The sequence below is a fragment of the Sphingobium subterraneum genome, assembly GCF_014199435.1.
In the GTDB taxonomy this organism is placed as follows: domain Bacteria; phylum Pseudomonadota; class Alphaproteobacteria; order Sphingomonadales; family Sphingomonadaceae; genus Sphingobium; species Sphingobium subterraneum.
In genome coordinates this window covers 108,276-131,420 of the sequence record NZ_JACIJP010000001.1, presented here as the reverse complement: position 1 = coordinate 131,420, position 23,145 = coordinate 108,276, and the positions used below count along the sequence as shown (strand labels likewise).

Below are 23,145 nucleotides of genomic sequence, written 5' to 3'. Positions count from 1 at the left end.
TGATTCCCGCGCTGCCCTCTATGGCAGAGGAAGACCGAAGATTTAAGCGCAAGCCTTGGCCGGATCGCCTTTTCTCTTTACGGTGCGGACAATGGCGTCCTCGCATGTTCCTTTGCTCTCGCTCCGCGATCCGGACTCTCCCGCATTCGTGGACGCCCTCGGCGCCAGCTTTCGCCGGTTCGGTTTTGCGATGATCGGCGACCATGGCATCGATCCGGCGTTGATCGCACAGGGTTGGGCCTTATCGCGTGCCTTCTTCGCGCTGCCCGATGACGTGAAGCAGCGTTACATTGTGCAGGGAGGAGCAGGCCAGCGTGGCTATACGCCGTTCGCGACAGAAATCGCAAAGGGCGCGCAGGCCCATGACCTGAAGGAATTCTGGCATATCGGGAGAGATCTCGATCCGGCCAGCCCGCTGGCTTCGTCCATGCCGCCCAATATCTGGCCGCGCGAATGCGAAGGGTTTCGTACCTGCTTCACCTCATTGTTCGCGGCCTTTGATCGTGCCGGTGCGAACATCCTGCGCGCCATCGCTCGGCATCTGGGGTTGGCTCCGGACTGGTTCGAAGACCCTATCCGCAACGGCAACAGCATCCTACGCCTTCTCCATTATCCACCTTTGGACGGGGCTAGCAACGGCATGCGGGCGGGTGCGCACGAAGACATCAACCTCATCACCCTTCTCCTCGGCGCGGAAGAGGCGGGTTTGCAATTAAGGGAGCGCAACGGCGACTGGCTCGCTATTGATCCGCCGCTCGGAGCGCTGGTCGTCAACATCGGCGACATGCTGCAACGTCTGACCAATCATGTCCTGCCGTCCACCACCCACAGGGTCGTCAATCCCCCGGCGGAACGCTCTGGCATATCCCGCTACTCGATGCCCTTTTTTCTCCATCTGCGGCCCGATTTCGTGATCGAGCCTCTGGCACAGTGCGTCGATACGGCGCACCCGCCCCGGGATCCGGCCATACGTGCACAGGATTATCTGCACGAACGGCTGCGCGAGATCGGTCTGGTCGCACACGAGGGGGCAGCCTAAACGCTAGACCGAAGGAAGACGACCGGATCACCCGCACCCGCCATCCGCGCCGACTATCGCCGCGTCCTGCCCGCGTTTACCCCCTCCCCAGCGCCTATCCGGCGATGAGAGCCTTCACCGCGTCGAGCGCCGCCGTTGCCGCGCCGCCATTCGGCCCGCCGCCCTGCGCCATGTCGGGGCGTCCACCGCCACCTTTGCCGCCCAGTGCTTCCACCCCGGCGCGGACCAAGTCCACTGCGCTGAACCGCCCCAGCAAATCGTCGGTCACGCCAGCCGCGATCGATGCGCGTCCGTCGACAACCGCAATAACCGCTGACACACCCGAACCCAGCGTCGCCTTGTTCTGATCAACAATGCCGCGCAATTCCTTGGGATCGAGTCCATCGATCACCTGCCCGAGGAAGGCGACGGTGCCGATCGTCTCTGGTCCCGCAGCCGCGCCGCCCTTGGCTCCGCCCCCCAGAGCCAGCGCCTTCTTGGCGTCTGCCAACTCGCGCTCCAGTTTGCGCGCCTGCTCCACCAGTGCTGCGACGCGAGCGGGCACGTCGTCCGGCGCGGTCTTCAGGACGTTCGCAGCCGCCTTCAGCCGATCCTCGCGCTCGGACAGCCACAATCGCGCCGCCTCTCCCGTCAGGGCCTCGATACGCCGTATGCCGCTCGCGACCGCACTTTCGCTGACGATCTTGAACAGACCGATATCGCCGAGCGCCCGCACATGGGTGCCGCCACACAGCTCGACCGAATAGCTGCGCTCGTCACCGGCACCCATCGAAAGCACGCGGACTTCGTCGCCATATTTCTCGCCAAACAACGCCATCGCCCCGGCGGCGATCGCATCGTCGGGCGTCATCAGTCGGGTCGAAACGGCCCCGTTTTTGCGGATCTGCGCGTTCACATCCGCCTCGATCTGCGTGATCTGATCGGGTGAGAGCGCATCGGGATGCGAGAAGTCGAAGCGCAGCCGGTCGGCCGACACCATGCTGCCCTTTTGCGTTACATGCGCGCCCAACCGCGCGCGCAGCGACGCATGCAGAAGATGCGTGGCACTGTGGTTCGCGCGCACCTGATCGCGTCGATCGGCATCCACGGCCAGGTGTACCATATCGCCGACACGCACCGCACCCGACTCGATCACCATCTGGTGCGTATGCAGACGGCCGAGCGCCTTGCCCGTGTCCGTAATCTGCGCGACCAGATCCGTGTTGTCCGAAACCAAGCCGACGTCGCCGGTCTGACCACCACTCTCGCCATAAAACGGGGTCTGGTTGGTGATAAGAGTCACCGTGTCGCCAGCCTGCGCCGCGTCGATCCGCGCGCCGTCGCGTACGATCGCCACGACCTGCCCCTCACCCAGCGTCGCATCGTAACCGATAAACTCGGTCGCTCCAACGTCCTCGGCAATGTCGTACCAGATTTCCTCAGAGGCTTTTTCGCCGGACCCCTTCCACGCCGCGCGTGCCGCCGCCTTCTGTTCCGCCATCGCCGCATCGAAACCGGCGCGGTCGACGCCCAGTCCCTGAGCGCGCAGAGCATCTTCGGTCAGATCGTAGGGAAAGCCGAATGTGTCATAGAGGCGGAACGCCGTTGCTCCGGGCAGAACATCGCCCGACGTCATACCGCCGGTCGCCTCATCCAACAGCTTGAGGCCCTTGTCGAGAGTCTGGCGGAACCGCGTTTCCTCGCGCAGCAGGGTCTCCTCGATCAGCGGCTGGGCGCGGACCAGTTCGGGATAGGCGCCCCCCATTTCGCGGACCAGCACGTTCACGAGCCTGTGCATCAGCGGGTCTGCCGCGCCCAACAGATGCGCATGGCGCATAGCGCGCCGCATGATCCGGCGCAGCACATAGCCGCGGCCTTCATTGGCAGGCAGCACGCCATCGGCGATCAAAAAGCCCGACGAACGCAGATGATCCGCGATCACCCGGTGGCTCGCCTTGTGCTCGCCGTCGGTCGCGGTACGGGTGAACGCGCCCGACTCCGCAATCAGGCCGCGAAACGTGTCGGTGTCGTAATTGTCGTGCACGCCCTGCAGTACGGCGGCAATCCGCTCCAGTCCCATGCCGGTGTCGATGCTCGGCCGCGGCAAGGGAACACGGTCGCCCGGTGCGCGCTGGTCATACTGCATGAAGACCAGGTTCCAGATCTCCACGAACCGGTCGCCATCCTCATCGGGCGAGCCGGGGGGGCCACCAAAGATGTGATCGCCATGATCGTAGAAGATTTCCGAGCACGGTCCGCAGGGGCCGGTGTCGCCCATCGACCAGAAATTGTCCGACGTCGCGATGCGGATGATGCGCTCCTCCGGAAGACCCGCGATCGAACGCCAATAGCCAAACGCTTCGTCATCATCATGATAGACGGTAACGGTCAGCCGGTCGGCGGGAATACCCCATTCTTTGTGCACCAGCGTCCAGGCATGATGGATCGCCTGCTCCTTGAAATAGTCGCCGAAGCTAAAATTCCCCAGCATCTCAAAGAACGTATGGTGCCGGGCAGTGTAGCCGACATTGTCGAGATCGTTATGCTTGCCCCCGGCGCGCACGCACTTCTGCGCGGATGTCGCCGTCGTATAGGGACGGGATTCCAGCCCGGTGAACATATTCTTGAACGGCACCATCCCCGCGTTCACGAACATCAACGTCGGGTCGTTGTGCGGAACAAGCGGCGCCGAGGCGACCGGCATATGCCCCTGACTTTCGAAATACTCGAGGAAGGAGCGGCGGATATCGTTGGTCGATGTCATGATGCAAGCGACTTAGGCGACCGCAGGAACAGAGACAAGCCGCAATGCGCGTGCGACGAAACGAATGCGGGGCAGGTCCACCGTCCTGCAAGCCGAATCGCCCGATCCGTTCATTCGCGCATCGCGCTACCGAGCAACGCCCTTACCTCAGCCATGCGCGGCGTCGCCACGCTGCCACACCGCCAGTTCGTTGCCCGAAGGCTCGCGGAAATGAAAGCGGCGACCACCCGGAAAGGCGAAGATCGGCCGCGTCACGACGCCGCCTGCCTGCTCGACGGCATCACAAGCGGCTTCGATATCCTCCACCTCGATCACCGCAAGGGGCGCCGCGACCGAAGCATCCGATCCATCCAGACCGATATCGGTCGCAGGCGTCTTGGGCGTATCCGCCACGGTCGCCGCATATTCCGGACCGAAATCCGTCAAGGCCCAGCCGAAGGCACGCTCAAAAAATGCTTTGCTGGCCGCCAGATCGCGGACCGGAAGCTCGACATAATTAAGACGCGCCATGGCTGTTCCTTACCGGCAAAAACGCTCGTTTATTCCTCGCCGTCGTCGCCCTCGTCGGGACCGGCCATCATGCCCTCCGCCACCGCATCGGTACGGCCGCGGATCGCGCTTTCCAGCTTAGCGCACAGCTCCGGATTTTCCTTGAGGAACGTCTTGGCGTTTTCGCGTCCCTGGCCGATCCGCACCGAGTCATAGGAGAACCAGGCACCCGACTTTTCCACAATCCCGGCCTTGACGCCCAAATCGAGGATCTCGCCGATCTTAGAAATACCTTCGCCATACATGATGTCGAACTCGACCTGCTTGAACGGCGGGGCGACCTTGTTCTTGACGACTTTCACGCGGGTGGTGTTGCCGACGATATCGTCACGATCCTTGATCTGGCCGATCCGGCGAATATCGAGACGAACCGAGGCATAGAATTTGAGCGCGTTGCCGCCGGTCGTGGTTTCCGGATTGCCATACATCACGCCGATTTTCATGCGCACCTGGTTGATGAAGATCACGGTGCAGCGCGAGCGGGAGATCGAACCGGTGAGCTTCCGCAGAGCCTGGCTCATCAGGCGGGCCTGCAGACCGACATGGCTGTCGCCCATCTCGCCTTCGATTTCGGCGCGGGGGACAAGGGCGGCAACCGAATCGACCACCAGCACGTCCACGGCATTGGACCGCACCAGCGTATCGACAATCTCCAGCGCCTGCTCACCCGTATCAGGCTGTGACACGATGAGTTCGTCAATGTCGACGCCCAGCTTCTTGGCGTAAACCGGGTCCAGCGCATGCTCGGCGTCCACAAACGCCGCCGTGCCGCCGATCTTCTGCGCCTCCGCAATGGCATGCAGGGCCAGCGTCGTCTTGCCCGAGCTTTCCGGGCCGTAAATTTCGATGATGCGGCCGCGCGGAAGGCCACCAATGCCGAGCGCGATATCCAGCCCCAGCGAGCCGGTCGACACCGCCTCGATCTCCATCTTGTCGCGGCTGCCCAGCTTCATCGCGCTGCCCTTGCCGAACGCGCGATCAATCTGCGACAGGGCCGCTTCCAGTGCCTTCTGCCGGTCGAGTGCTGTTTTATCCATAGTCCCCGTCTTCTTGTCGGAATCGATGAGCTTAAGCGTAGCGGTCATGGCCTTGTCTCCTGCCCAGCGCAACTGCGCTTTGGATGCTTCACACCCGTACCCTTTTTGTTCTATGAGAACAAGAGGGGTACAAAATATTTGTTGGATGCGGAGAAAAGTCTGGCTGCGGCTCAATCAACCGTGGCGAGAAGCTCGGCGATGGTGTTGATCGTATAGGGCTTTTCCAGCATCGGCCCGCCCGCATATTCCGGAGGAATCTCGGTCAGACTCCCGCCGGAGCTGAGGATATAGGGGATCGAGCGTTCGACGAGAACATCGACCACCGGCCAGACCTGCTCCCCCGCAAGGTTGCAATCCAGAATGGCGAGATCGAAATCCCCCTCCTTGGCGAGGGCACATCCCTCCTCTACCGTTGCGGCAACGCCATGCAGGTGGTGCCCCAGGGATTCCACGAAATCTTCCAGCATCAATGCGATCATGGCCTCGTCTTCGACGATCATGATTGTTCTGGCTTTTGTCGGTGCGTTCATCGGAGGATAGCCAGTGCCCTAAAAGAAAACGGAAAAAGGCTGTGCCTCGCCGCAACAGCCTTCACGCTAGCCTTAGCGCCAGATGGCACAAGGGGCAATCACTCACTCCGTCGCGCGTGCAACACGCCTGAGCGGCCTACTGCCTTTATTCAGCGACCTCTGGCCCCGCCCCAGCCCGGACTGCCTCCGACAGCTGGGCGACCGAAAAGGGTTTTGGCAGAAACGAAACATTGGGAATATCAATCGACTTGCGCAGTTGCTCCTCGGCGTAGCCCGACATGAACACCACCGGAAGATCGGGATGCGTATGTCGCGCCTGCCGCACCATGGAAGGCCCATCCATATTGGGCATAACGACGTCGGACAACAGCAGGTCGATCTGCTGGCCCGAGTTCAGAACCTCCAGCCCTTGCTCCCCATCGCACGCCGTCAGGACCGTGTAGCCCTGCCGCGTCAGTGCCCGCTCGGCCACGGCGCGCACCATGTCCTCATCCTCCACCAGCAGGATGGTGCCGGTCCCCCAGCTTTCACGCCTGGGCGGGGGAGACTTGATCGCGGGTGGCTCCTGCTCTCCGGGCGCGGCGACGTAAACGGGCAGATAGAGCACGAAGCTCGCCCCGTTGCCGGGCTCCGATTCGGCGAAGATGAACCCGCCCGACTGCTTCACGATGCCGTACACGGTGGACAGGCCCAGTCCGGTACCCTTGCCGACTTCCTTGGTCGTAAAGAACGGCTCGAAAATCTTGGGCAGCAGGTCAGGCGGAATGCCCGTTCCCGTGTCGCTGATGCGCAGCGCGGTGTAGTCGGCGGGTGGCAGCACGGTGGAGCGCATCTCGCGCACCTGCGCAGTCGTGACGGCGTAGGTCTTGATCGACAACACGCCCCCCTCCGGCATGGCGTCACGGCCATTGACCGCCAGATTGACGATCACCTGCTCAAGCTGGCCGGGGTCGGCCCGCACCTGCCCCAAATTGCGGCCATGGCTCACTTCGAGTTTGACTGTTTCGCCCAGCAGGCGCTTCAACAGGTTGGAAACGTCGGCCACGATGTCGGGCAGTTGCAGCACTTGGGGTCGCAGCGTCTGCTGGCGGGAGAAGGCGAGCAGCTGGCGGGTCAGGCTCGCCGCGCGATTGCTGTTCGACTTGATCTGCTGGATGTCGTCATAATCGCTGTCGCCGGGCGTATGACGCATCATCATCAGGTCGCAATGACCAATGATGGCGGTCAGGATGTTGTTGAAATCATGCGCAACGCCGCCCGCGAGCTGTCCCACCGCCTGCATCTTGGTCGCTTGCGCCACCTGCCGCTTGAGCTTGCTTTCCTCGCTATTGTCCTTGAGGCCGAGCAATACCGCCGCCTCCCCCAGCCCGCGCACGCCCGCCAGGCTGAGCGCGACCGGTTCGTCGGGCTGAACGCGCAGGCGTACCGCGATATCGCCCGAAATCTGCGGCCCGATGGCATAGCGGCGCACGGCGGCAGCGAGCGCGGCCTGATCCTCGACGACCACCAGATCGCCGGGATAGGTCGGCTTCTGCCCATGCGACAGCCCCGCCGCACGCGAGAAACTGTTGTTGACGAACAGCAGCCGCCCGTCGCGGTCCGCCATCGCGAGGCCGAACGGGAGCAGTGCGATCACCGCCTCGACATAGGACAGCACCGAACCAGAGCCTCCCACGTCGCCTGGCTGGTCGATCATGATGATGAGCGCCGCGCCATCGGGCTGGTCCTGCCGCAATGCCACGCGGAATATGCCAATGGGGACAATGCTGCCCGCCTCTCGCACGAAGAAGATGCGGCCATCATCGTCGCGTCGGAAATAGGCGGCAAAGTCCCGCCCGGTAAGGTCCGTTTCCGCCCGCCCGGTCGCCCGGCCCACAAAGGCGGGGTTCGCCGCGCGTAGGCGACCTTCCGCGCCGATGATCGCGGCCATGACGCCGGCATCACCCAGCGCGGCGCCACTCTCGCCGTTCACGAGTCGGGCGAACTCGTCGATCATGCTCGACTGCTTGACCGGGGTGAAATGCCACAGGAGGAAATCCTCCGACCGCCCGGTCCGCGCCACCCGAAGGTCCAGCCGCAACGCGCCCCGCGCCAGATCGTCGACCTTCGCGTCGCCATCGCGCCACGCGGTCCGTCCCGCCTCAGCCAGCCGGTCCGCGCCGTTGCGATCGAGCGGCAGCACGGGCGGAGCCGGATAGCCGGGAAACCATTCGCCATAGAGGTCGCTGGCGCACATCAGCTTGCCCGTGCGGTCGGTGACGGCAATGGCCATGGCCGACGCATCGGCGGCGGCACGCGCAATCGTCCAGTCCGGCACAATGTCCTGCGCCGCATCGGGCAGGACGTTGCTGCGCCGGAACAGATGGGCCAGCCCCGCAAGTCCTACGACGGCGGCTGCAAAGCCGCTCGCCAGCGCCACATCGCCCACACCCCAGATGACGATGCCCGCACACATCGCTGCGGCCAGAACCAGCAACGGCAACGTATGGCGGTCCGTCCGCGCAGCCGTCAGCGCGACGATATCGTCCTTATGTGAAATGCCAGTCAGGCCCGCCATGAACATCCGCTACCAACAGGGCACCGCTTTGTTAAGATCTAAGCGGCGTGCTCGCCCATTGAACCGGAATCCCGATCATTGCCAATGGTCATTTTTCGTCCATGCCATTTCCGCCATAGATGGGCGCGCCACATCCACGTCGCGAGCAGATAGCCGACGGCTGCCGCGATCACGGAAATCACAGCCAGTCCGAACAGCAACGCAGGCGCCGCTTCCGAAAACAGCCATGCGCACCAGCGCATGAACCCGGCATGCTCATGGATCAGCGCCATGAACTGCGTCACTTCCGCCGTCCGTCCGAGCATCAGGTTACCAATATAGACCGACGCCCATAAAATGAGCGGTGTCGTGGCCGGGTTGCTGAGAAATGTCATCGCTGCCGCGACGGGAATATTGGCACGGAACGGCAACGCCAGCATCGCCGCTCCCGCAATCTGCAAGCCGGGAATCAGCAGGAATATGCCAACGAGCAAACCCAACGCGACGCCGCGCGGTACCGATCGCCGGGTAAAGCGCCAGAGTTCCGGCGCGAGCACACGATGCGCCACCGGAGCCAGCACGCGGCTGTTCTCGAACATCTCCCGCCGGGGAGCATGGACATGCCACCAGCGGGCGATGCGACTCATCAGCCGTGCTCCTTCATGAGACGCCCCTGCTCGCGCTTCCATTCGCGCTCCTTGGTCGTCTCGCGCTTGTCCTGCGCATTCTTGCCCTTGGCGAGTGCCAGTTCGACCTTCGCCCGCCCCTGCCCGTTGAAATAGATCGACAGCGGAACGAGCGTCATGCCCTTGCGCGCAACCGCGCCATGAAATTTTTCGATTTCCCGCCCGTGGAGCAGCAGCTTGCGCGGCCGCTTGGGTTCATGATTGAAGCGGTTGCCATGGCTGAATTCAGGGATGTTGCTGTTGATCAGCCACACCTGCTCGTCCCGCACCTCCGCATAGCTTTCGGTGATCGATCCCTCGCCAAAGCGCAACGATTTGACCTCAGTGCCCTGCAACGCAATCCCAGCCTCGAACACTTCGTCGATGGCATAGTCGAAGCGCGCGCGCCGGTTCTCGGCGACGGTCTTGACCTTGTCAAAGGCAGCGTGATGCGGGCGGGCCATGGTACCTGTTCACTCTTCATCCGGCGACATGCCGGACTTCTTATATGGATATCGCGGCGCCCCTATACGAGTCCCGCGATCTCCAGCGCCCGGTCGACCGCCGCCTGGCTCGATGCGCTCGGCCAGGTGATCGGCAGGCGAAGCTCGACGGGCATGTCGGGCCGCACGCGGGACAGGGCATATTTAACTGGGCCGGGTGAAGAATCGCTGAACAACGCATCGTGCAACGGATAAAGCCGGTCCTGAAGTTCCAGTGCGAGCGGCCAGTCGCCAGCAGCGCACGCGGCCTGAAACTGCGCGCACAGGCCCGGAGCAACATTGGCCGTAACGGAAATGCACCCCACCCCGCCCATCGCGTTAAACCCCAGAGCCGTTTCATCATTTCCCGAAAGCTGACAGAAATCCGTCCCGCAGGCGAGCCGCTGTGCGGTCACCCGCCCCAGATTTCCGGTGGCGTCCTTCACACCGACGATCGTCTGAAAGTCGTTGGCAAGGCGATGCATGACCGGAACACCAATATCGGTGATCGTCCGACTTGGAACATTATAGAGAATGATCGGCAGATCGCAGCGCTGCGCCAGATAGGCGAAATGCTGATACACCCCCTCCTGATTGGGCTTGTTGTAATAAGGGGCAACGACCAGAGCGGCATTCGCCCCGGCGGCCTGCGCGGCGAACATGTGCTCCAGCGCGATCTTGGTATCGTTTGACCCGCAGCCGGCGATCACCGGCACGCGCCCCGCCGCCTGCTCGACGCACAGGGCAACGACCCGGTTATGCTCTTCAATCGTCATCGTGGCGCTCTCGCCGGTCGTGCCGCAGGGCACCAGCGCGGTGCTTCCTTCCGCGATCTGCCAGTCGACAAACGAACGGAAAGCCTGCTCGTCGAGCGACCCGTCGCGAAAAGTCGTCACCAGAGCCGGAATCGATCCGGAAAACATGCGAAAAACTCCTTCAATCTCGCCGTTCATGCAGGCATAATCGGATCTATGCCATATTCCCCGCTTCAAAGCTCGCCTGATAGGGAACCTGTTACACCAATGTCCAGCTTGGTCTCGCGCGTCCGTGCATACCGACTGCTTTTTTTCACGCCGCTGCTTCTCGCGCCGATCGCCGACGCGCAGCAGCGGGAGATCGTCCAGCCGATCCCGCCTGGCGCATCTGCGGCCCTGCCGCAGGGAACCGGCGACTGGGCGGCGACCAGCGCGCAGATTGCCCACAATGCCGATGCGCCGATCCTCGCGGCCATCGCGCAATGGAAAGTCTTGCAGCAAAGCGACGCGATGGGCTTTTCGGCCTATTCCTCGTTTCTGGTGACTTACCCGGAGTGGCCGGGTGAAGACCGCCTACGCCGCCTGGCGGAAACGTCGATCAACCCCAACGCCTATGATCCCGCCGCCGTGATCGCCTATTTCGCGCGCTATCCGGCGCGGTCGGCCACCGGCCATGCGCGCAACGCCGTGGCCTTGCTCGCCGCTGGGCGGGTGGACGAGGCGCGGATTGCCGCCAAATCAGCGTGGCGTGGCGGCAATCTGACGCCGCAGGATGAGGCCCAGATCCTCGGCCTGTTCGGCGGCGCGCTGACCACCGACGATCATGATGCGCGGGCCGATCGCCTCTTGTGGGCAAAGAACAACGCCGCGGCCGAGCGGCTGCTGCCCTATCTGTCGTCCACCGCGCGCACCATCGCCGAGGCGCGCATCGCCATGCAGCGCGGCAGCGTCGACGCCGCGATGAAGGGACCCGCTGCCGAACCCTATGGACGGACCAACCCAGGCTATATCGCCGATCGCGCCAACTGGCTGCGGGATGAAGGCGATTTTCCGGCTTCGCGCGCCTATCTCGCGCAGCGCGCGACACTTTCCACGCGGCCCGCTGACGCGGAAAAATGGTTCGAGACGCTCCTTTCGATGGCCCGGGCAGCATCCAACGATGGCCAATCCGCCCTTGCCTATGCGATCGCGAGCAAGGTCGATGACGCGTACGGCTCCACCGTCGACATCCGTGACCGCCCCATCGGTGAACGCGACGATTACACCAGCCTGACCTGGCTTGCCGGGTCGACTGCCTTCTACAATCTCGGCCGTCCGCGCGACGCCGTGATGATGTTCGAACGCTATGCCGGTGCTGCCCGATCGCCGCAGACGATTTCGAAGGGCCATTACTGGGCAGGCCGCGCAGCGCTGGCGGCGGGCGACCCGACACAAGCCAACCGCTTCTTCACGCAGGCGGCCGAGTATCCGGACCAGTTCTACGGCCAGCTCGCGCTGGAACGGCTCGGCCGCCCCATCCCTGCTCCGCGCAGCTATGCGACGCCGGTGTCGGTGACCGACGCGGAACGCAGCGAATTTGCCAGCCGCTCCGTGGTGCGCGCTGCGAAGGCGTTGGGCGCGTCCGGGAATATGGTCGATCAGGGCGTGTTCCTGCGGGCCATCGCGGCAGCCGTCACCACGGATCGGGAGCGCGCGCTTGCCGCCGAACTCGCCAAGTCGCTCTACCGCCCGGATCTGGGCGTTATGGTTGGCCGCAAGGCGCTGGCCGACGGTCGGTCCGGCTATAACGAGGCGAGCTTCCCGAGCGTGGCGGTGCCGGACGGGCACCGGACCAACTGGACGATGATCCACGCGATTTCCCGGCAGGAAAGCCAGTTCGACCGCAACGCCGTGAGCCGTGCGGGGGCGCGCGGCCTGATGCAGTTGATGCCCGGCACGGCACGGGAAACGGCCGGGCGCGTAGGCCTTGCCTATATGCCCGGCTCGCTCAACAGCGATGTGTCCTACAATATCCAGCTGGGGAGCACCTACTTTCAGCAGATGCTGAATTATTATGGGGGCAGCTATCCGCTGGCGGTCGCCGCGTACAATGCCGGGCCGGGCAATGTGAACAAGTGGATCAAGGCCAATGGCGACCCCCGCCTGCCCGGCGCAGACATCCTCCGCTGGATCGAGAGCATCCCGATTTACGAAACGCGCAATTACGTGCAGCGTGTTCTCGAAAATGCGGTGGTCTATGACAGTATCAGCCCGGACACGGCGCGGTTCAAGGGCAGCCTGCGGCCGCTTTCGGCCTATCTTGGCAAGAACGACGCAGGATAAGCAGGCGGCCGATGGCGGGCGAACCCAATTACATCACGCCGCAAGGCTTCGCGGCCCTGCGTGCCGAATATGACAGGCTGTTCGGCGTCGAGCGCCCGGCGATTGTCGAGGTGGTAAGCTGGGCGGCCGGCAATGGCGACCGAAGCGAAAATGGCGACTATCTCTATGGCCGCAAGCGGATGCGGGAGATCGACGGGCAACTCCGACGCCTTTCCCGAAAGATGAAGGACGCCCGCGTCGTCGATCCCGCGCAGCAGCCGGACAAGAGCCGCGCCTTTTTCGGTGCGACCGTTACGATCGCGGACGAGGACGACAATCAGCGTACCGTGACCCTTGTCGGCAACGACGAGCAGGATGTCGCGGCGGGCCGCATCGGCTGGCATTCCCCGATCGCGCGAGCGCTGCGGGGCGCAGCGGTGGGCGACCTGCGCCGGGTCATGCTGCCGGGCGGCGAAAAGGAATATGAGGTGCTGAAAATAGACTATCCGGCGCAGGCTGTTCGCCCGGCCGGATAGTTTCCCCCAGGAAAGCGGCGAATGTCAGGCGATGGCAGCGCGAGCAGCCGCGTCATCCCGCCGACGGCGGCGCATAGCAGCACCCGCAAAGCCGAAGCCAACGATCATCATCGCCCAGGTACCTGGTTCCGGCACCGCGAGCACGGGAAGCGCGGTCAGCTTGTCGAGCTTGAAGGCGTCGATCTTGTAGTCCGCGCCCGAGCCCGTCCGCGCACTGATGATCCAGACGTTCCCGGCCGCGCCGTTCTTCGTAATGTTACGATCAAGCGACGATGTGGTCGACACGTCCGAATTGTAAGAATTCGGCGTGAGCAGGTTCATGGCAGCGATGTCTGCGCCGTCGGTGAACGGATCGCTGTTCCATACGCCCGGATTGGTGCCATAACGGATCGTCGCGTCCGTATCCTGGTAGTTCAGCCCGGTAATCTGATAGGCATTGAACACCGCCGAGGTGAGCTGCACGGCCCGGTCAAATTCCAGCACAATGAAGTCGACTCGGCCCTGATTGTCGACCGTGTGCAAATTGTTCGAACCGTTCGAGTCGCCAGCGGACGTTACGCCCAGCCCTGCATCCCAGATGCCAAGGTACGAGGTATTGATCGTGCTGCCGTTGATGCTCCAGCCCGTCGCCCGCAGGTTCAGCGTCTGACCACTGGATGTGGACGAGAAAGTCCGCGCGTTGCCATAGGTGCCGTTCGTCGACGAATTGCCGCTGAAGTCGAACGTGAACACCGGAGCCGCCTGAGCCGACCCCGCCGCCCCAAGGGCCAACAGTCCCGCTGCGATTTTCCACAATGAACGCACGAACAATTCCTTCCTGAAGAACCCTGCATGTTAACCATGCAAGGCCCGAATGCTTTTGCTGACACTCTTCATGCCGCAGAAATACGCGCAATTTCAACGGCGTTTACCCTCTTTCCCTGTTCCAGGATGAGACAAATCGATAATAAAAAGGGTTAACAGGCGTTTAAAAGACGCTTCTGTCTCACAATGAAACAGGTGAATAAAATGAGAAAGAACGTGACAGGCCTGCCCACCCCCGCTAAGGGACGCGCGCTCGCACTGCTCTTTGGTGGTGCGTGCATCCGTCCGAGACAGTTGGTGAAGGGAATATGCCCTTCTTAATGTCCAGCCTAGACGGGGAAACGTTCTTCATCGGCCGCTGCGCCTGTCGCTGCGTTCTGGGTCTGCCGCTGGTTCTCCCTTCCGGGTGACGGCAAAGGGCAGTCGATCCTTCCCCTTCGGACTTTCGTCGCCTGTCATGGCGCGCTTTGGCGTGTCATGCCGGGCTTAAGCCTGTCTGGCGGCTTGCCCGTCGGACAAAAAGGAGAATGGCATGGATCGTACCCAGAAGTCTGAGGTGGTGACCACGCTGCACGCTACTTTTGCCGAAATCGGGGTTGTCGTGGTGACGCGCAATCTCGGCCTGACCGTCGCGCAATCGACGGATCTGCGGCAGAAGATGCGCGAAGCGGGGGCCCAGTTCAAGGTTACGAAGAACCGCCTCGCCAATATCGCGCTAAAGGACACGCAATACGAACAGCTCGGCACTTTGCTGACCGGTCCGATTGCGCTGGCCACTTCGCACGATCCGGTCGCCGCCGCTCGGGTGGTGGTCGACTTCGCGAAGACCAACGACAAACTCGAAATCGTTGGTGGCGCGATGGGCGCAACCCTGCTCGATGCGAACGGCGTCAAGGCGCTGGCATCGATGCCGTCGCTCGACGAACTGCGTGGCAAGATTGTCGGCCTGCTTCAGGCCCCGGCAACCAAGGTCGCGACCGTTCTGCAGGCACCGGCTGCGCAGTTGGCACGGGTCTTCAACGCCTATGCGGAAAAAGAAGCCGCATAACGCTCAACCCTTTGTTTTCACTCTAAGATAAGGGGCCCAGCCCCGCCCAGAAATTGGAGATTAAAGAATATGGCAGACATTAACGCACTGGTCGATCAGCTTTCGGCCCTCACCGTCATCGAAGCAGCCGAGCTGTCCAAGGCTCTGGAAGAGAAGTGGGGCGTTTCGGCCGCCGCTGCTGTGGCTGTTGCTGGCCCCGCCGCTGGTGGCGCCGCCGCTGCTCCGGCTGCTGAAGAGCAGACCGAGTTCGACGTGATCCTCACCGGCGACGGTGGCAAGAAGATCAACGTCATCAAGGAAGTCCGCGCCCTCACCGGCCTGGGTCTGACCGAAGCCAAGGCGCTGGTGGAAGCCGCTCCGAAGGCCGTCAAGGAAGGCGTCAGCAAGGACGAGGCCGAGAAGGTCAAGAAGCAGCTGGAAGAAGCCGGCGCGACCGTCGAGCTCAAGTAAGCCGCTTCCGGGAAATCCCGGATCGAGCAGGAGGGGCGGTGCCACGCGGCGCCGCCCTTTTTGTTGGTTTCGTGTCTCTATCCCCGTTCGCCCTGAGCCTGTCGAAGGGCTGCCTTTCTTGTTCCAGTAGAAGAACGGTGCTTCGACAAGCTCAGCACGAACGGATTTGGGGGGCTACAGTGCCTCAACATCAACAGAGATAAGGACAATATCCCTGCAAGCTACGTCAGCCTCGGTGCAGCACCCACCAGCGCCGTCGTGCCCGGATCAGCGGTCAGCTCACCGTCCGGCTCGACATAGAGACATCCGCCCGGCGCCGCGGTTTCGCCGCAGCAGTGCACGGCCCCACTCAGGGGCACGATCCACAAAGCCCGACCGATGAAATGCTGGTGCGTCTGCACAACATCCTTGGAATAGACCACGGTGAAGCCCACGCAGTCGCTCAGCAACTGCTCTTCGCAGGCACCGCCGACCCGACGCGCCATGCCCATGGGATAAGGCTTGGCGACCGACACCGCGACACCATCATCCAGATGCAGTTCGCGCGGACGCCCATAGTCATACAGGCGATAAGTGACATCGACATTCTGCTGGATCTCGATCAGCGAGACACCCACGCCAATGGCGTGCACCGTCCCCGCCGGCACGAAGTAGAATTCACCCGGCTTGACGGCCTTCCAGTCCATCAGCTGCTCGATCGACCCGTCAAGCGCCGCCGCCCGCAACGCCTCACCGTCCAGCGGTTTCACCGTGCCCAACCCCAAGTTCGCACCCGGTTCTGCGTCGAGAATATACCAGCATTCGGTCTTGCCGCCCGGTAGGCCGCGTGCATGCCCCTGCGCATCGGTCGGGTGAACCTGCACTGACAATTTCTCGCTGGTGAAGATGTACTTGACCAAAAGCGGCAGCTGGGTCCCGTCCTCGGGCTCGAACCACACCTCGCCGATTGTCTTGCCACCAAGGCCCGCCTGCGCCGCGATGGCGTCAAAAGGAGCGGGCAACTGCGCCCGCCCCCATGGCTTTTCGACGAAATGTGTCTTCAGCTTCATCAAAAGCCCCGCTTAACCCTTCTTCTTCTTTGCTTTCGCAGTGGAGGAACTGCCCGCCGCCGCTCCGGTTCCCTGCGCCGACCCGCGGGCATCCAGCCAGGCCAAGATTTCCGGCTTCAGCCTCTGCCGGGTAGCGGCCCGCACCTTGATCGACGCTATAGCACGATCGACGACCTTGCGCGATTCCGCTGTGAGATATTGCGTGGCATAGGCATCCAGTTTGGTAGCCATCGCCGGATCGGCCGATCCGCCCCCCAGCCGCGCCAGCGCCTGTGAGCGGGCCGACACGTCAATCATCGCTTCATATTGCGCGCGATGGGCAAGCACATAATCGACAGCCAGCATGCTGTGCTCCCGCCCGACAGCAGAAATGATCGCGGCGCTGGTGGTCTTGCCCGGCTCGTCGGTCATGGCAAGATCAAGCGCCTGCTTGGCGAGCGCCTCGTCCCGGACACTGCCCAAAAGGCCGAACGTCTGGCTCTTTTCCAGCGCACTCGGCGCCTTGTTCGCCATGGCACGCAGGGCGTTCCAGGTCGGCTGATCGGCGTTTTTCGCGACGATCCCCAGCCACACGAATTTCAACGGGCCGTCGAGCGCCGCCGGATTGGTGGCGAGCGCCGCGAACCGGCGGCGCGCTTCGGCCAGCACGGTCGGTTCACCCATATCCCCCAGCGTCTCGATCAAGCTCTGCCGCAGCAGCGCGACCTGAGGCCCCTCGCCGTCCTTCGCGTCGAAGCCAATGCGGGACAGCACCGGCGTCAGCTTCGTGCTGGCATAAGCGAGCACGCGCAGCTGGTTCCGGTCATCGCCCTCGAACATCATGTGCGCGGCTTCCAGATAGTCGGGCACCGCACCGAGCACCACATCGCTCGCCGTGGCAGGCACCGCATCGATCAGGTCGAGCGGCCGCGCGATTGGCTGATACCCGCCCAGCCCAAGCTGCCAGTTGTCGGCGAGCAGGCCAAGCTGGTCGATCGACGAAAGCTTCGTGAAGTCCTTGGCCAGCGCCGCGACATTGCTGGCGGGATAGAGCGAGCGGTAATAGCCTGTCTGCCCGCTGTTGATGACATAGGCGCCACAGCCGGGCAGTTCGATCGTCCCCTTGCCCTGCAGGATCAGCGCGCGCGCCTCGCCGCCCAGCGCCTGAGCGCGGACCGGCACATGCCAGGACAGCACGGGGTCGCCCGCATCCTTGCGGTCGCGGCTGAAAGCGCCCTGGCTCAGCGACAGCCGTGTCATGCCGCCTTCGCACACGGCGCTGTCGACCGTTACAAGAGGAATGCCCGGTTGGGTCGTAAAGTCGTTGGCGATGGCAACCAACCCCTTGGCCCCGGCCTTTTCCACGGCGTCCCAAAGATCGCTGGTCTGCGTGTTTCCGTAGCTGTGCGCCTTCATGTAACTTTGGATGCCCGCTTTCCAGACATCCTCGCCGGCGAAGGCCTCCAGCATGGTGATAACCGCTTCACCCTTTTCGTAGGTGATCGCGTCGAACGCTTGGTTGACCTCTTCGACCGTCTTGATCTTCTGCACGACCGGGTGCGTCGTGAGGTAGGCATCGAGGCTCATTGCTTGCTCGCGGCCGTCAACGCGATTGAGCAAGGTCTCCCATTGCGGGTTCATTTGCGCGGTCACTTTGGTCGCCATCCAGCTGGCGAAACCCTCGTTCAGCCACAGGTCGTCCCACCACGCCATGGTCACGAGATCGCCGAACCATTGGTGCGCCATTTCATGCGCGACGATCTCGTAGACGCGGCGGCGCGATGTCTCCGACGTCAGCTTCGGATCGACCAGCAGTGCCCGTTCAAACGTGAAGATCGCACCCCAGTTCTCCATGGCGGAAAAGAACTGGCTCTGTCCCGGCCCGGCGACATTGTCGAGCTTGGGCAGCGGAAACGGCACGCCAAAATAATCATTGTAATAAGGCAGGATCTGCACGGCCGCGTCGAGCGCCAGCGTCGCCTTGCCCGTGTTGCCCTTGCCCGTCACGACGCCGATTTCGGTGGCTCCCGCCATCTTGGTGGCGCGATCAAGCTCGCCCATGCCCAGGAACAGCAGATAGGACGACATCTTGGGCGTTGTGCCGAACGTCACCAGCGTCGTGCCGTCCTTGCCCGCAACGCTCGTCTTCACGGGCATATTGCCGACCGCCATTTGCCCCTTGGGCACGACCACGGACAGATCGAACGTTGCCTTGTAGCTCGGCTCGTCGAAGCTCGGCACGAAACGGCGCGCGTCGGGTGCCTCGAACTGGGTAAAGAGCGCGCGTTTGGATGCGCCCGCTCCGTCCTGATAATCGAGCGCGAACAGTCCGTTCGCCTGCTGGCTGATGATACCCGCATAGCGCATCGTCAGCGCATATTTTCCGGGTTTCAACTCGCTGGGAAATGTAATCGTGGCCGTCTGGGCCGCCGTATCGAGCGCGATGGCTCCCTTGACCGCGCGCTTCGTCCCGGCCGACGCGATGCTTGCCGACGCGATGGTCAGGTCGGCGGCATTGAGCGTGATGGTGCGGGTCGGCTGGCTGACTGTGACGTCGATCGTCGCGTCCCCTGTGAACGTCAGCTTCGCTGCATCAGGCGCCACTCGGATCGTGTAGTGGCTCGGCGCAACACCGCGCGGCAATTGGGTTGTAACGCCGGTAGCCGGGCCGTAGCCGGTCTGCGCGAACAGGGCGCCGCCCGTGCACATCAGCGCCACGGGTGCGGCAGAACGGGCGAAGGTTTTCAGGAGAGATAAAGCGCGCATGGCAAACTCCGGATAAATGCGCGTCCGCGCAAAAACAGAAACTCCCGCAAATCCTGACAGAGGTCAATGGTGTGGGTTGCGGGATGAACGAAGGAACTTCCTGCACGTTCCCCTATGGTCGCCCACCTGTCTACCGGATGAATAAATCGTCGGTCCCACCGGACATATAACCACGCACGACGCGTTGCGCTTTTCCCTCCCCTTGTCTGGAAGATGACCACGCATGAACGGACCCCTCGAATGGTATGCCTCGATCTCTGGAATGATCGCTGCTTTCATGGTGGCGGGAGACTTCGGCCGCCGCGTAACGGGCTGGGGCTTCATCCTGTTCGTCACCGCATCGATCGCGTGGATCGTGTCGGGCATGCGTGCGGGCACGATGCCGCTCGCCGTTCAGAACGGAATCCTGCTGCTGATCAACATCTACGGTGCGTGGCAGTATTTGGTCGGCCGCAAATCCCGCCGCGCAGAAGCGGACTGACCGCAACCGTCTCCGCAACATTAATGGCCCGTCAGACCCCGCAGGGCTTGCCATCGTCCGGTGCAACCGCCGCCCTGTCCCGTTTGTAGATGTCCGGAAAAAAGCGCATGGCCCCGTCCTCATCCGGCTCGGCCGTGAAATAGGCGATGTAAACCGGGATCGGCTCGGCAAGCGTCACGGTCTGTGTCTCGCCGGACGCCACCGTTGCGTCGATCCTTTGCCGGTCCCATTGCCCGGTGGGCGCAAGCAGCGCGGTCACAAGGCCCAGCGCGTCTCCCACACGCACGCAGCCATGGCTGAACGCGCGCACATCGCGGTCGAACAGCGATTGGGAGGGCGTGTCGTGCAGATAAACCGTATGCGGGTTGGGCATCACCAGCTTCATCCGTCCCAGCGCGTTATTGGGGCCCGGCCGTTGCCGGTAACGCCCGTTTTCATACACATAACCCCGCTTCGCCGCAGCCGCAGGATTGGTCCTGACCATTGCTGCGACACTTTCCGCCGCGATCGAGGACGGGATTTCCCACCAGGGGTTGAGCACCACACCGGTGACCCGCGCCGCAAAGATCGGCGTCGGCGATTTCGTTTTTCCGACGATGACTTCCCAGCGCCCAACTAGCTTTCCGTCCTGCTACAGCATCGCCTCAAACGATGCGGTGTTGACCAGCAAATAGCGCCGACCCAGAGCACGCGGCATCCAGCGCCAGCGGTCCATATTCGCGGCCAGCGTAGCACGGCGGGCCGCATCGGCTTCCGCCGCATAGGCCCGGCGCATAGCGCGGTAGAACGGGTGGTGCGGCTCGGCATCGATGAACATCTGATCCAGCCGGTCCTGCGCCAGAGCCTCGACAACGCGCTGCCGGGGATCCCCAGTTGGCCGGTCGCCCGCGATCTGCCATCCCGTCTTGAGCGACGCGTCGCAGCATCCCGTATAAAAACCGGTGAGCAGCCGGACCGCCGCGTCGGTCGCAACTTCGTCGAGCCGTTCTTCGTTCTGTTCGCCCTGCATCTTGCGGATCTTCGGCACTTCGCTCACCGCCATAGTGAGCGCGTCATCCCGCGCATAATCGAGCCATTGAACGAGACGCTCCACTTGCGCCGGAGTCCAGTGCGGTGCGGCAGCGTACGCGACCCCGGGGGCGCCAAGAATAAGAGCCGTCCATAATCCCAAAAGGCGAAGCAGGGCGGAAAAACCCGGGCGCTTTCCTCCCGTCTCCCTATGCTTCGTCATTCCTGTTCTCCCGGCGCAAAACCCCGGAAGACCTTAACACAGGCGCATCATCTCGAACATATACCCGCCCTGCCCACCGTCATTCGTCGTGGAAAAGTCGCCCTTCCCCGCTTCGCCGTCAAAACGATGCACGGAGAACGGGTCACGCCGAAACACAAGGGCGACGACCGCGTTCCCTATTCTATGCCCGCCAACGGGCACATCACCATCATGGGCAGCGCCCACGGAGACATCATGACCCCACTTGCCGACGCCCATACCCACCAAACTCCGCTGGCCGGACGTCGGGCGATCATCACGGGAGGAACCACCGGCATCGGACGGGCCATCGCCGTGCTGCTGGCCAGCGAAGGCGTAAAAGTCTTCATCTGCGGACGGACACCCGAGCATCTTGACGACGCGCTGGACCGCATCCGCGAAGTGGGCGAGGGAGACGGCGTTGCACTCGATCTCGCCGACACCGACGGCGTACAGCGCTTCTTCGCCGCCGCGCGCACTTCGATTCCCGATGCCGACATCGTCGTTATCAACGCCGCCGTCCCGGCAACGGGTCTCGCCGACATGAGCGCGGAGGAACTTCGTTACGCGCTTGCCACGGACTTCACCGCCTATATTACTAGCGCGCATGCAGCGGTGGAGCTGTTGGCGGACAAGGGCGATATCGTGCTGATCGGTTCCATGAGTGCCCACACTCTCGGCCCAGGATCGACCGTCTATGCTGGCATGAAAGCCGGAATAGCGGGCTTTTCCGAGGCCCTGCGCAAGGAGCTCGGCAACAAGGGCATCAAGGTCGCGCTGGTGGAACCGGGAAAGACGGGTGCCGATTTCCAGTATCCCGATGTGCCGGCCGAAAAGCAGCGGGAACAGATCAAGGCGGAATTCATGCTGCGCGCCGAGGACATCGCCGTTGGCGTCCATTATCTGCTGACCCAACCTCGCCGTGCCGTCGTGCAGCAACTGACCATCGCCCCCCGGATGCAGGAGCAGGAATGAACACCCCCGCCGCCCCCTTTGCTGTCGACCAGCTGATTATCACCCCGGCTGATATCGATCTCCGCCGGTCTCCTCTCGCCGGTCATCTCGATCGGGAAACCTATGTGCTGGGCGCGTTCAACCCTGGCATGACGCGCCTGGCCAATGGCAACCTCCTTATCATGGTGCGCGTCGCCGAAGCGCTGCGCACGCCCATCTACAATGGGCATGTCCACGCCATCCGCTGGCAACAGCATGACGACAAAGGCCGCTACTTCCTTGACGCCTGGCCGCTGGAACATGTTGATACCGCCGACCCGCGCAAGTTCATGTTGCGCGGCGGCGGGTGGAAGATCATGGCGCTGACGTCGCTGTCCTGGCTGCTCCCGGTGGAGCTGTCGCCCGATGGGCTGAAGGTCGTCGCGATGCACTATGACCGCGCCATCGCGCCCACGCATGATTTCCAATGCTATGGGGTAGAAGACGCGCGCATCAGCCGCGTGGAAGGGCGCTATCTGATGACCACCTGCTCGGTCAGTCCAGAACGGCATTCGACAACGCTCTACAGCTCCGAAAACGGCCTCGACTGGACGTTCGAGGCGATTGTGCTCGATCACCAGAACAAGGACATGCTGATCTTTGAGGGGCTGATCGACGGCCATTACTGGGCGCAGACACGGCCGCTGGGCGATCTTTATTTCGCGTACCCACCAGGCAGCGAGTGGCGGGCCGGGCCGTCCATCAATCTCGCCCATTCCCCCGATGCACTCTTCTGGAAACCCTGGCCAGCCCCCGGCATCCGCCCCCATGCGCGAACCGTCGCAACCGCACGGATCGGGGGGGGCGCACCACCCATCCTGACCGATGACGGCTGGCTGACGCTGTGGCATGGCGTTGAGCCAAAAGAAATTGTGGGGATCTACCGGACCTACTGGTCATTGCTCGACAAGGACGACCCGAGTGTCATTCTCCGCACGCAGGACGCTCCACTGCTCGAGGCCAACAGCGCCCTCACCCAGCCGATCGACGATCTGATGTATGTGCATGACGTGGTGTTCACGACCGGCATCGCCGATGGCGGCGACCAGTATGTTGTGGCGTCGGGCGAAGCGGATCTCGCCTGCCGCATCACCCACATCCCCAAGTCGGTTTTCGCCGCCTGATCCGGACGGGAGGAGTGTGGAACCGGACG

20 protein-coding genes and 1 pseudogene are annotated in these 23,145 nt (G+C 62.9%); 8 read left to right on the top strand and 13 right to left on the bottom strand.

Annotated features, from left to right (window positions below; all coding sequences use genetic code 11):
• Positions 1-91: 91 nt before the first annotated feature.
• A complete protein-coding gene (locus tag FHS92_RS00670; RefSeq protein ID WP_184076559.1) occupies positions 92-1,039 on the top strand; it encodes an isopenicillin N synthase family dioxygenase in 948 nt (315 codons plus the stop codon).
• Between the two features lie 94 nt (positions 1,040-1,133).
• On the opposite strand, the gene alaS is transcribed toward FHS92_RS00670, so the two are convergent.
• The 8 genes from alaS to dapA all read right to left on the bottom strand — a co-directional run bounded on the left by alaS (position 1,134) and on the right by dapA (position 10,504).
• The gene (gene alaS / locus FHS92_RS00665) at positions 1,134-3,782 is read right to left on the bottom strand and encodes an alanine--tRNA ligase (RefSeq protein ID WP_184076557.1); all 2,649 of its coding nucleotides are present in this window, start codon (positions 3,780-3,782) and stop codon (positions 1,134-1,136) included.
• Between the two features lie 147 nt (positions 3,783-3,929).
• Complete coding sequence (locus tag FHS92_RS00660; RefSeq protein ID WP_184076555.1) at positions 3,930-4,292, bottom strand: VOC family protein; 363 nt, start codon at positions 4,290-4,292, stop codon at positions 3,930-3,932.
• 29 nt (positions 4,293-4,321) lie between these two features.
• Positions 4,322-5,416 carry a recombinase RecA gene (gene recA, locus FHS92_RS00655; protein WP_184076553.1) on the bottom strand — a complete coding sequence of 365 codons (1,095 nt, stop codon included), beginning with the start codon at positions 5,414-5,416 and terminating at the stop codon, positions 4,322-4,324.
• A gap of 122 nt (positions 5,417-5,538) precedes the next feature.
• Positions 5,539-5,898 (bottom strand): response regulator, encoded by a 360-nt coding sequence (locus FHS92_RS00650; RefSeq protein WP_184076551.1) that lies wholly within the window; start codon positions 5,896-5,898, stop codon positions 5,539-5,541.
• 145 nt (positions 5,899-6,043) lie between these two features.
• Positions 6,044-8,353, bottom strand: coding sequence for a response regulator (locus tag FHS92_RS00645; protein WP_246351788.1), 2,310 nt, complete (start codon positions 8,351-8,353; stop codon positions 6,044-6,046).
• Positions 8,354-8,493: 140 nt separating this feature from the next.
• Entirely contained in the window at positions 8,494-9,084 is a 591-nt protein-coding gene (locus FHS92_RS00640; protein WP_184078655.1) for a DUF2062 domain-containing protein, read from the bottom strand.
• Positions 9,081-9,563, bottom strand: a complete 483-nt coding sequence (smpB, locus tag FHS92_RS00635) for an SsrA-binding protein SmpB (RefSeq protein WP_184076547.1) — start codon at positions 9,561-9,563, stop codon at positions 9,081-9,083. The genes FHS92_RS00640 and smpB overlap by 4 nt, the downstream gene beginning before the upstream one ends.
• 62 nt (positions 9,564-9,625) lie before the next feature.
• Entirely contained in the window at positions 9,626-10,504 is an 879-nt protein-coding gene (gene dapA / locus FHS92_RS00630; protein WP_184076545.1) for a 4-hydroxy-tetrahydrodipicolinate synthase, read from the bottom strand.
• 99 nt (positions 10,505-10,603) lie between these two features.
• Here dapA and FHS92_RS00625 point away from each other — a divergent pair, with 99 nt between their 5' ends.
• Both FHS92_RS00625 and greB read left to right on the top strand, forming a co-directional pair.
• Positions 10,604-12,658, top strand: a complete 2,055-nt coding sequence (locus FHS92_RS00625; RefSeq protein WP_184076543.1) for a lytic transglycosylase domain-containing protein — start codon at positions 10,604-10,606, stop codon at positions 12,656-12,658.
• A gap of 11 nt (positions 12,659-12,669) precedes the next feature.
• Positions 12,670-13,173: a transcription elongation factor GreB gene (gene greB, locus FHS92_RS00620; protein WP_184076541.1), complete on the top strand. Its 504-nt coding sequence runs from the start codon at positions 12,670-12,672 to the stop codon at positions 13,171-13,173.
• A 24-nt stretch (positions 13,174-13,197) separates the two neighbouring features.
• On the opposite strand, the gene FHS92_RS18195 is transcribed toward greB, so the two are convergent.
• The gene (locus tag FHS92_RS18195; RefSeq protein ID WP_343056611.1) at positions 13,198-13,977 is read right to left on the bottom strand and encodes a PEPxxWA-CTERM sorting domain-containing protein; all 780 of its coding nucleotides are present in this window, start codon (positions 13,975-13,977) and stop codon (positions 13,198-13,200) included.
• 532 nt (positions 13,978-14,509) lie between these two features.
• Between FHS92_RS18195 and rplJ the strand changes: the two genes are divergently transcribed.
• Positions 14,510-15,025, top strand: a complete 516-nt coding sequence (rplJ, locus tag FHS92_RS00610) for a 50S ribosomal protein L10 (protein ID WP_184076539.1) — start codon at positions 14,510-14,512, stop codon at positions 15,023-15,025.
• Positions 15,026-15,094: 69 nt separating this feature from the next.
• Entirely contained in the window at positions 15,095-15,475 is a 381-nt protein-coding gene (gene rplL / locus FHS92_RS00605; protein WP_184076537.1) for a 50S ribosomal protein L7/L12, read from the top strand.
• A 221-nt stretch (positions 15,476-15,696) separates the two neighbouring features.
• Here rplL and FHS92_RS00600 read toward each other — a convergent pair whose 3' ends face one another.
• Together FHS92_RS00600 and FHS92_RS00595 are read right to left on the bottom strand one after the other, a co-directional pair.
• Positions 15,697-16,524, bottom strand: a complete 828-nt coding sequence (locus FHS92_RS00600) for a class I mannose-6-phosphate isomerase (protein WP_184076535.1) — start codon at positions 16,522-16,524, stop codon at positions 15,697-15,699.
• A 12-nt stretch (positions 16,525-16,536) separates the two neighbouring features.
• On the bottom strand, positions 16,537-19,269 hold the full coding sequence (locus FHS92_RS00595) for a M1 family metallopeptidase (protein WP_425506210.1): 2,733 nt from the start codon (positions 19,267-19,269) through the stop codon (positions 16,537-16,539).
• Positions 19,270-19,492: 223 nt separating this feature from the next.
• On the opposite strand from FHS92_RS00595, the gene FHS92_RS00590 reads away from it, so the two are divergent.
• Positions 19,493-19,750, top strand: a complete 258-nt coding sequence (locus FHS92_RS00590; protein ID WP_184076533.1) for a hypothetical protein — start codon at positions 19,493-19,495, stop codon at positions 19,748-19,750.
• Between the two features lie 31 nt (positions 19,751-19,781).
• Here FHS92_RS00590 and FHS92_RS00585 read toward each other — a convergent pair.
• Positions 19,782-20,369, bottom strand: a pseudogene (locus tag FHS92_RS00585) (L,D-transpeptidase family protein); the annotation flags it as partial.
• Positions 20,370-20,381: 12 nt separating this feature from the next.
• Positions 20,382-20,981, bottom strand: coding sequence for a L,D-transpeptidase scaffold domain-containing protein (locus FHS92_RS00580; protein ID WP_184076531.1), 600 nt, complete (start codon positions 20,979-20,981; stop codon positions 20,382-20,384).
• Between the two features lie 234 nt (positions 20,982-21,215).
• Here FHS92_RS00580 and FHS92_RS00575 point away from each other — a divergent pair, with 234 nt between their 5' ends.
• Together FHS92_RS00575 and FHS92_RS00570 are read left to right on the top strand one after the other, a co-directional pair.
• Positions 21,216-21,974: an SDR family oxidoreductase gene (locus FHS92_RS00575; RefSeq protein WP_184078649.1), complete on the top strand. Its 759-nt coding sequence runs from the start codon at positions 21,216-21,218 to the stop codon at positions 21,972-21,974.
• Positions 21,971-23,116, top strand: a complete 1,146-nt coding sequence (locus FHS92_RS00570) for a glycoside hydrolase family 130 protein (RefSeq protein ID WP_184076529.1) — start codon at positions 21,971-21,973, stop codon at positions 23,114-23,116. The genes FHS92_RS00575 and FHS92_RS00570 overlap by 4 nt, the downstream gene beginning before the upstream one ends.
• The last annotated feature ends 29 nt before the right edge of the window (positions 23,117-23,145 follow it).

Bases quoted from the DNA above. Each gene is read 5' to 3' on its own strand.
- FHS92_RS00575 (WP_184078649.1), top strand. From the start codon at position 21,216: ATGACCCCACTTGCCGACGCCCATACCCACCAAACTCCGCTGGCCGGA.
- greB (WP_184076541.1), top strand. From the start codon at position 12,670: ATGGCGGGCGAACCCAATTACATCACGCCGCAAGGCTTCGCGGCCCTG.
- alaS (WP_184076557.1), bottom strand. From the start codon at position 3,782: ATGACATCGACCAACGATATCCGCCGCTCCTTCCTCGAGTATTTCGAA.
- FHS92_RS00670 (WP_184076559.1), top strand. From the start codon at position 92: ATGGCGTCCTCGCATGTTCCTTTGCTCTCGCTCCGCGATCCGGACTCT.
- rplJ (WP_184076539.1), top strand. From the start codon at position 14,510: ATGGATCGTACCCAGAAGTCTGAGGTGGTGACCACGCTGCACGCTACT.
- dapA (WP_184076545.1), bottom strand. From the start codon at position 10,504: ATGTTTTCCGGATCGATTCCGGCTCTGGTGACGACTTTTCGCGACGGG.
- FHS92_RS00570 (WP_184076529.1), top strand. From the start codon at position 21,971: ATGAACACCCCCGCCGCCCCCTTTGCTGTCGACCAGCTGATTATCACC.
- FHS92_RS00595 (WP_425506210.1), bottom strand. From the start codon at position 19,269: ATGCGCGCTTTATCTCTCCTGAAAACCTTCGCCCGTTCTGCCGCACCC.
- FHS92_RS00650 (WP_184076551.1), bottom strand. From the start codon at position 5,898: ATGAACGCACCGACAAAAGCCAGAACAATCATGATCGTCGAAGACGAG.
- rplL (WP_184076537.1), top strand. From the start codon at position 15,095: ATGGCAGACATTAACGCACTGGTCGATCAGCTTTCGGCCCTCACCGTC.
- FHS92_RS00580 (WP_184076531.1), bottom strand. From the start codon at position 20,981: ATGACGAAGCATAGGGAGACGGGAGGAAAGCGCCCGGGTTTTTCCGCC.
- smpB (WP_184076547.1), bottom strand. From the start codon at position 9,563: ATGGCCCGCCCGCATCACGCTGCCTTTGACAAGGTCAAGACCGTCGCC.
- FHS92_RS00600 (WP_184076535.1), bottom strand. From the start codon at position 16,524: ATGAAGCTGAAGACACATTTCGTCGAAAAGCCATGGGGGCGGGCGCAG.
- recA (WP_184076553.1), bottom strand. From the start codon at position 5,416: ATGACCGCTACGCTTAAGCTCATCGATTCCGACAAGAAGACGGGGACT.
- FHS92_RS00590 (WP_184076533.1), top strand. From the start codon at position 19,493: ATGAACGGACCCCTCGAATGGTATGCCTCGATCTCTGGAATGATCGCT.
- FHS92_RS00625 (WP_184076543.1), top strand. From the start codon at position 10,604: ATGTCCAGCTTGGTCTCGCGCGTCCGTGCATACCGACTGCTTTTTTTC.
- FHS92_RS00645 (WP_246351788.1), bottom strand. From the start codon at position 8,353: ATGTGTGCGGGCATCGTCATCTGGGGTGTGGGCGATGTGGCGCTGGCG.
- FHS92_RS00660 (WP_184076555.1), bottom strand. From the start codon at position 4,292: ATGGCGCGTCTTAATTATGTCGAGCTTCCGGTCCGCGATCTGGCGGCC.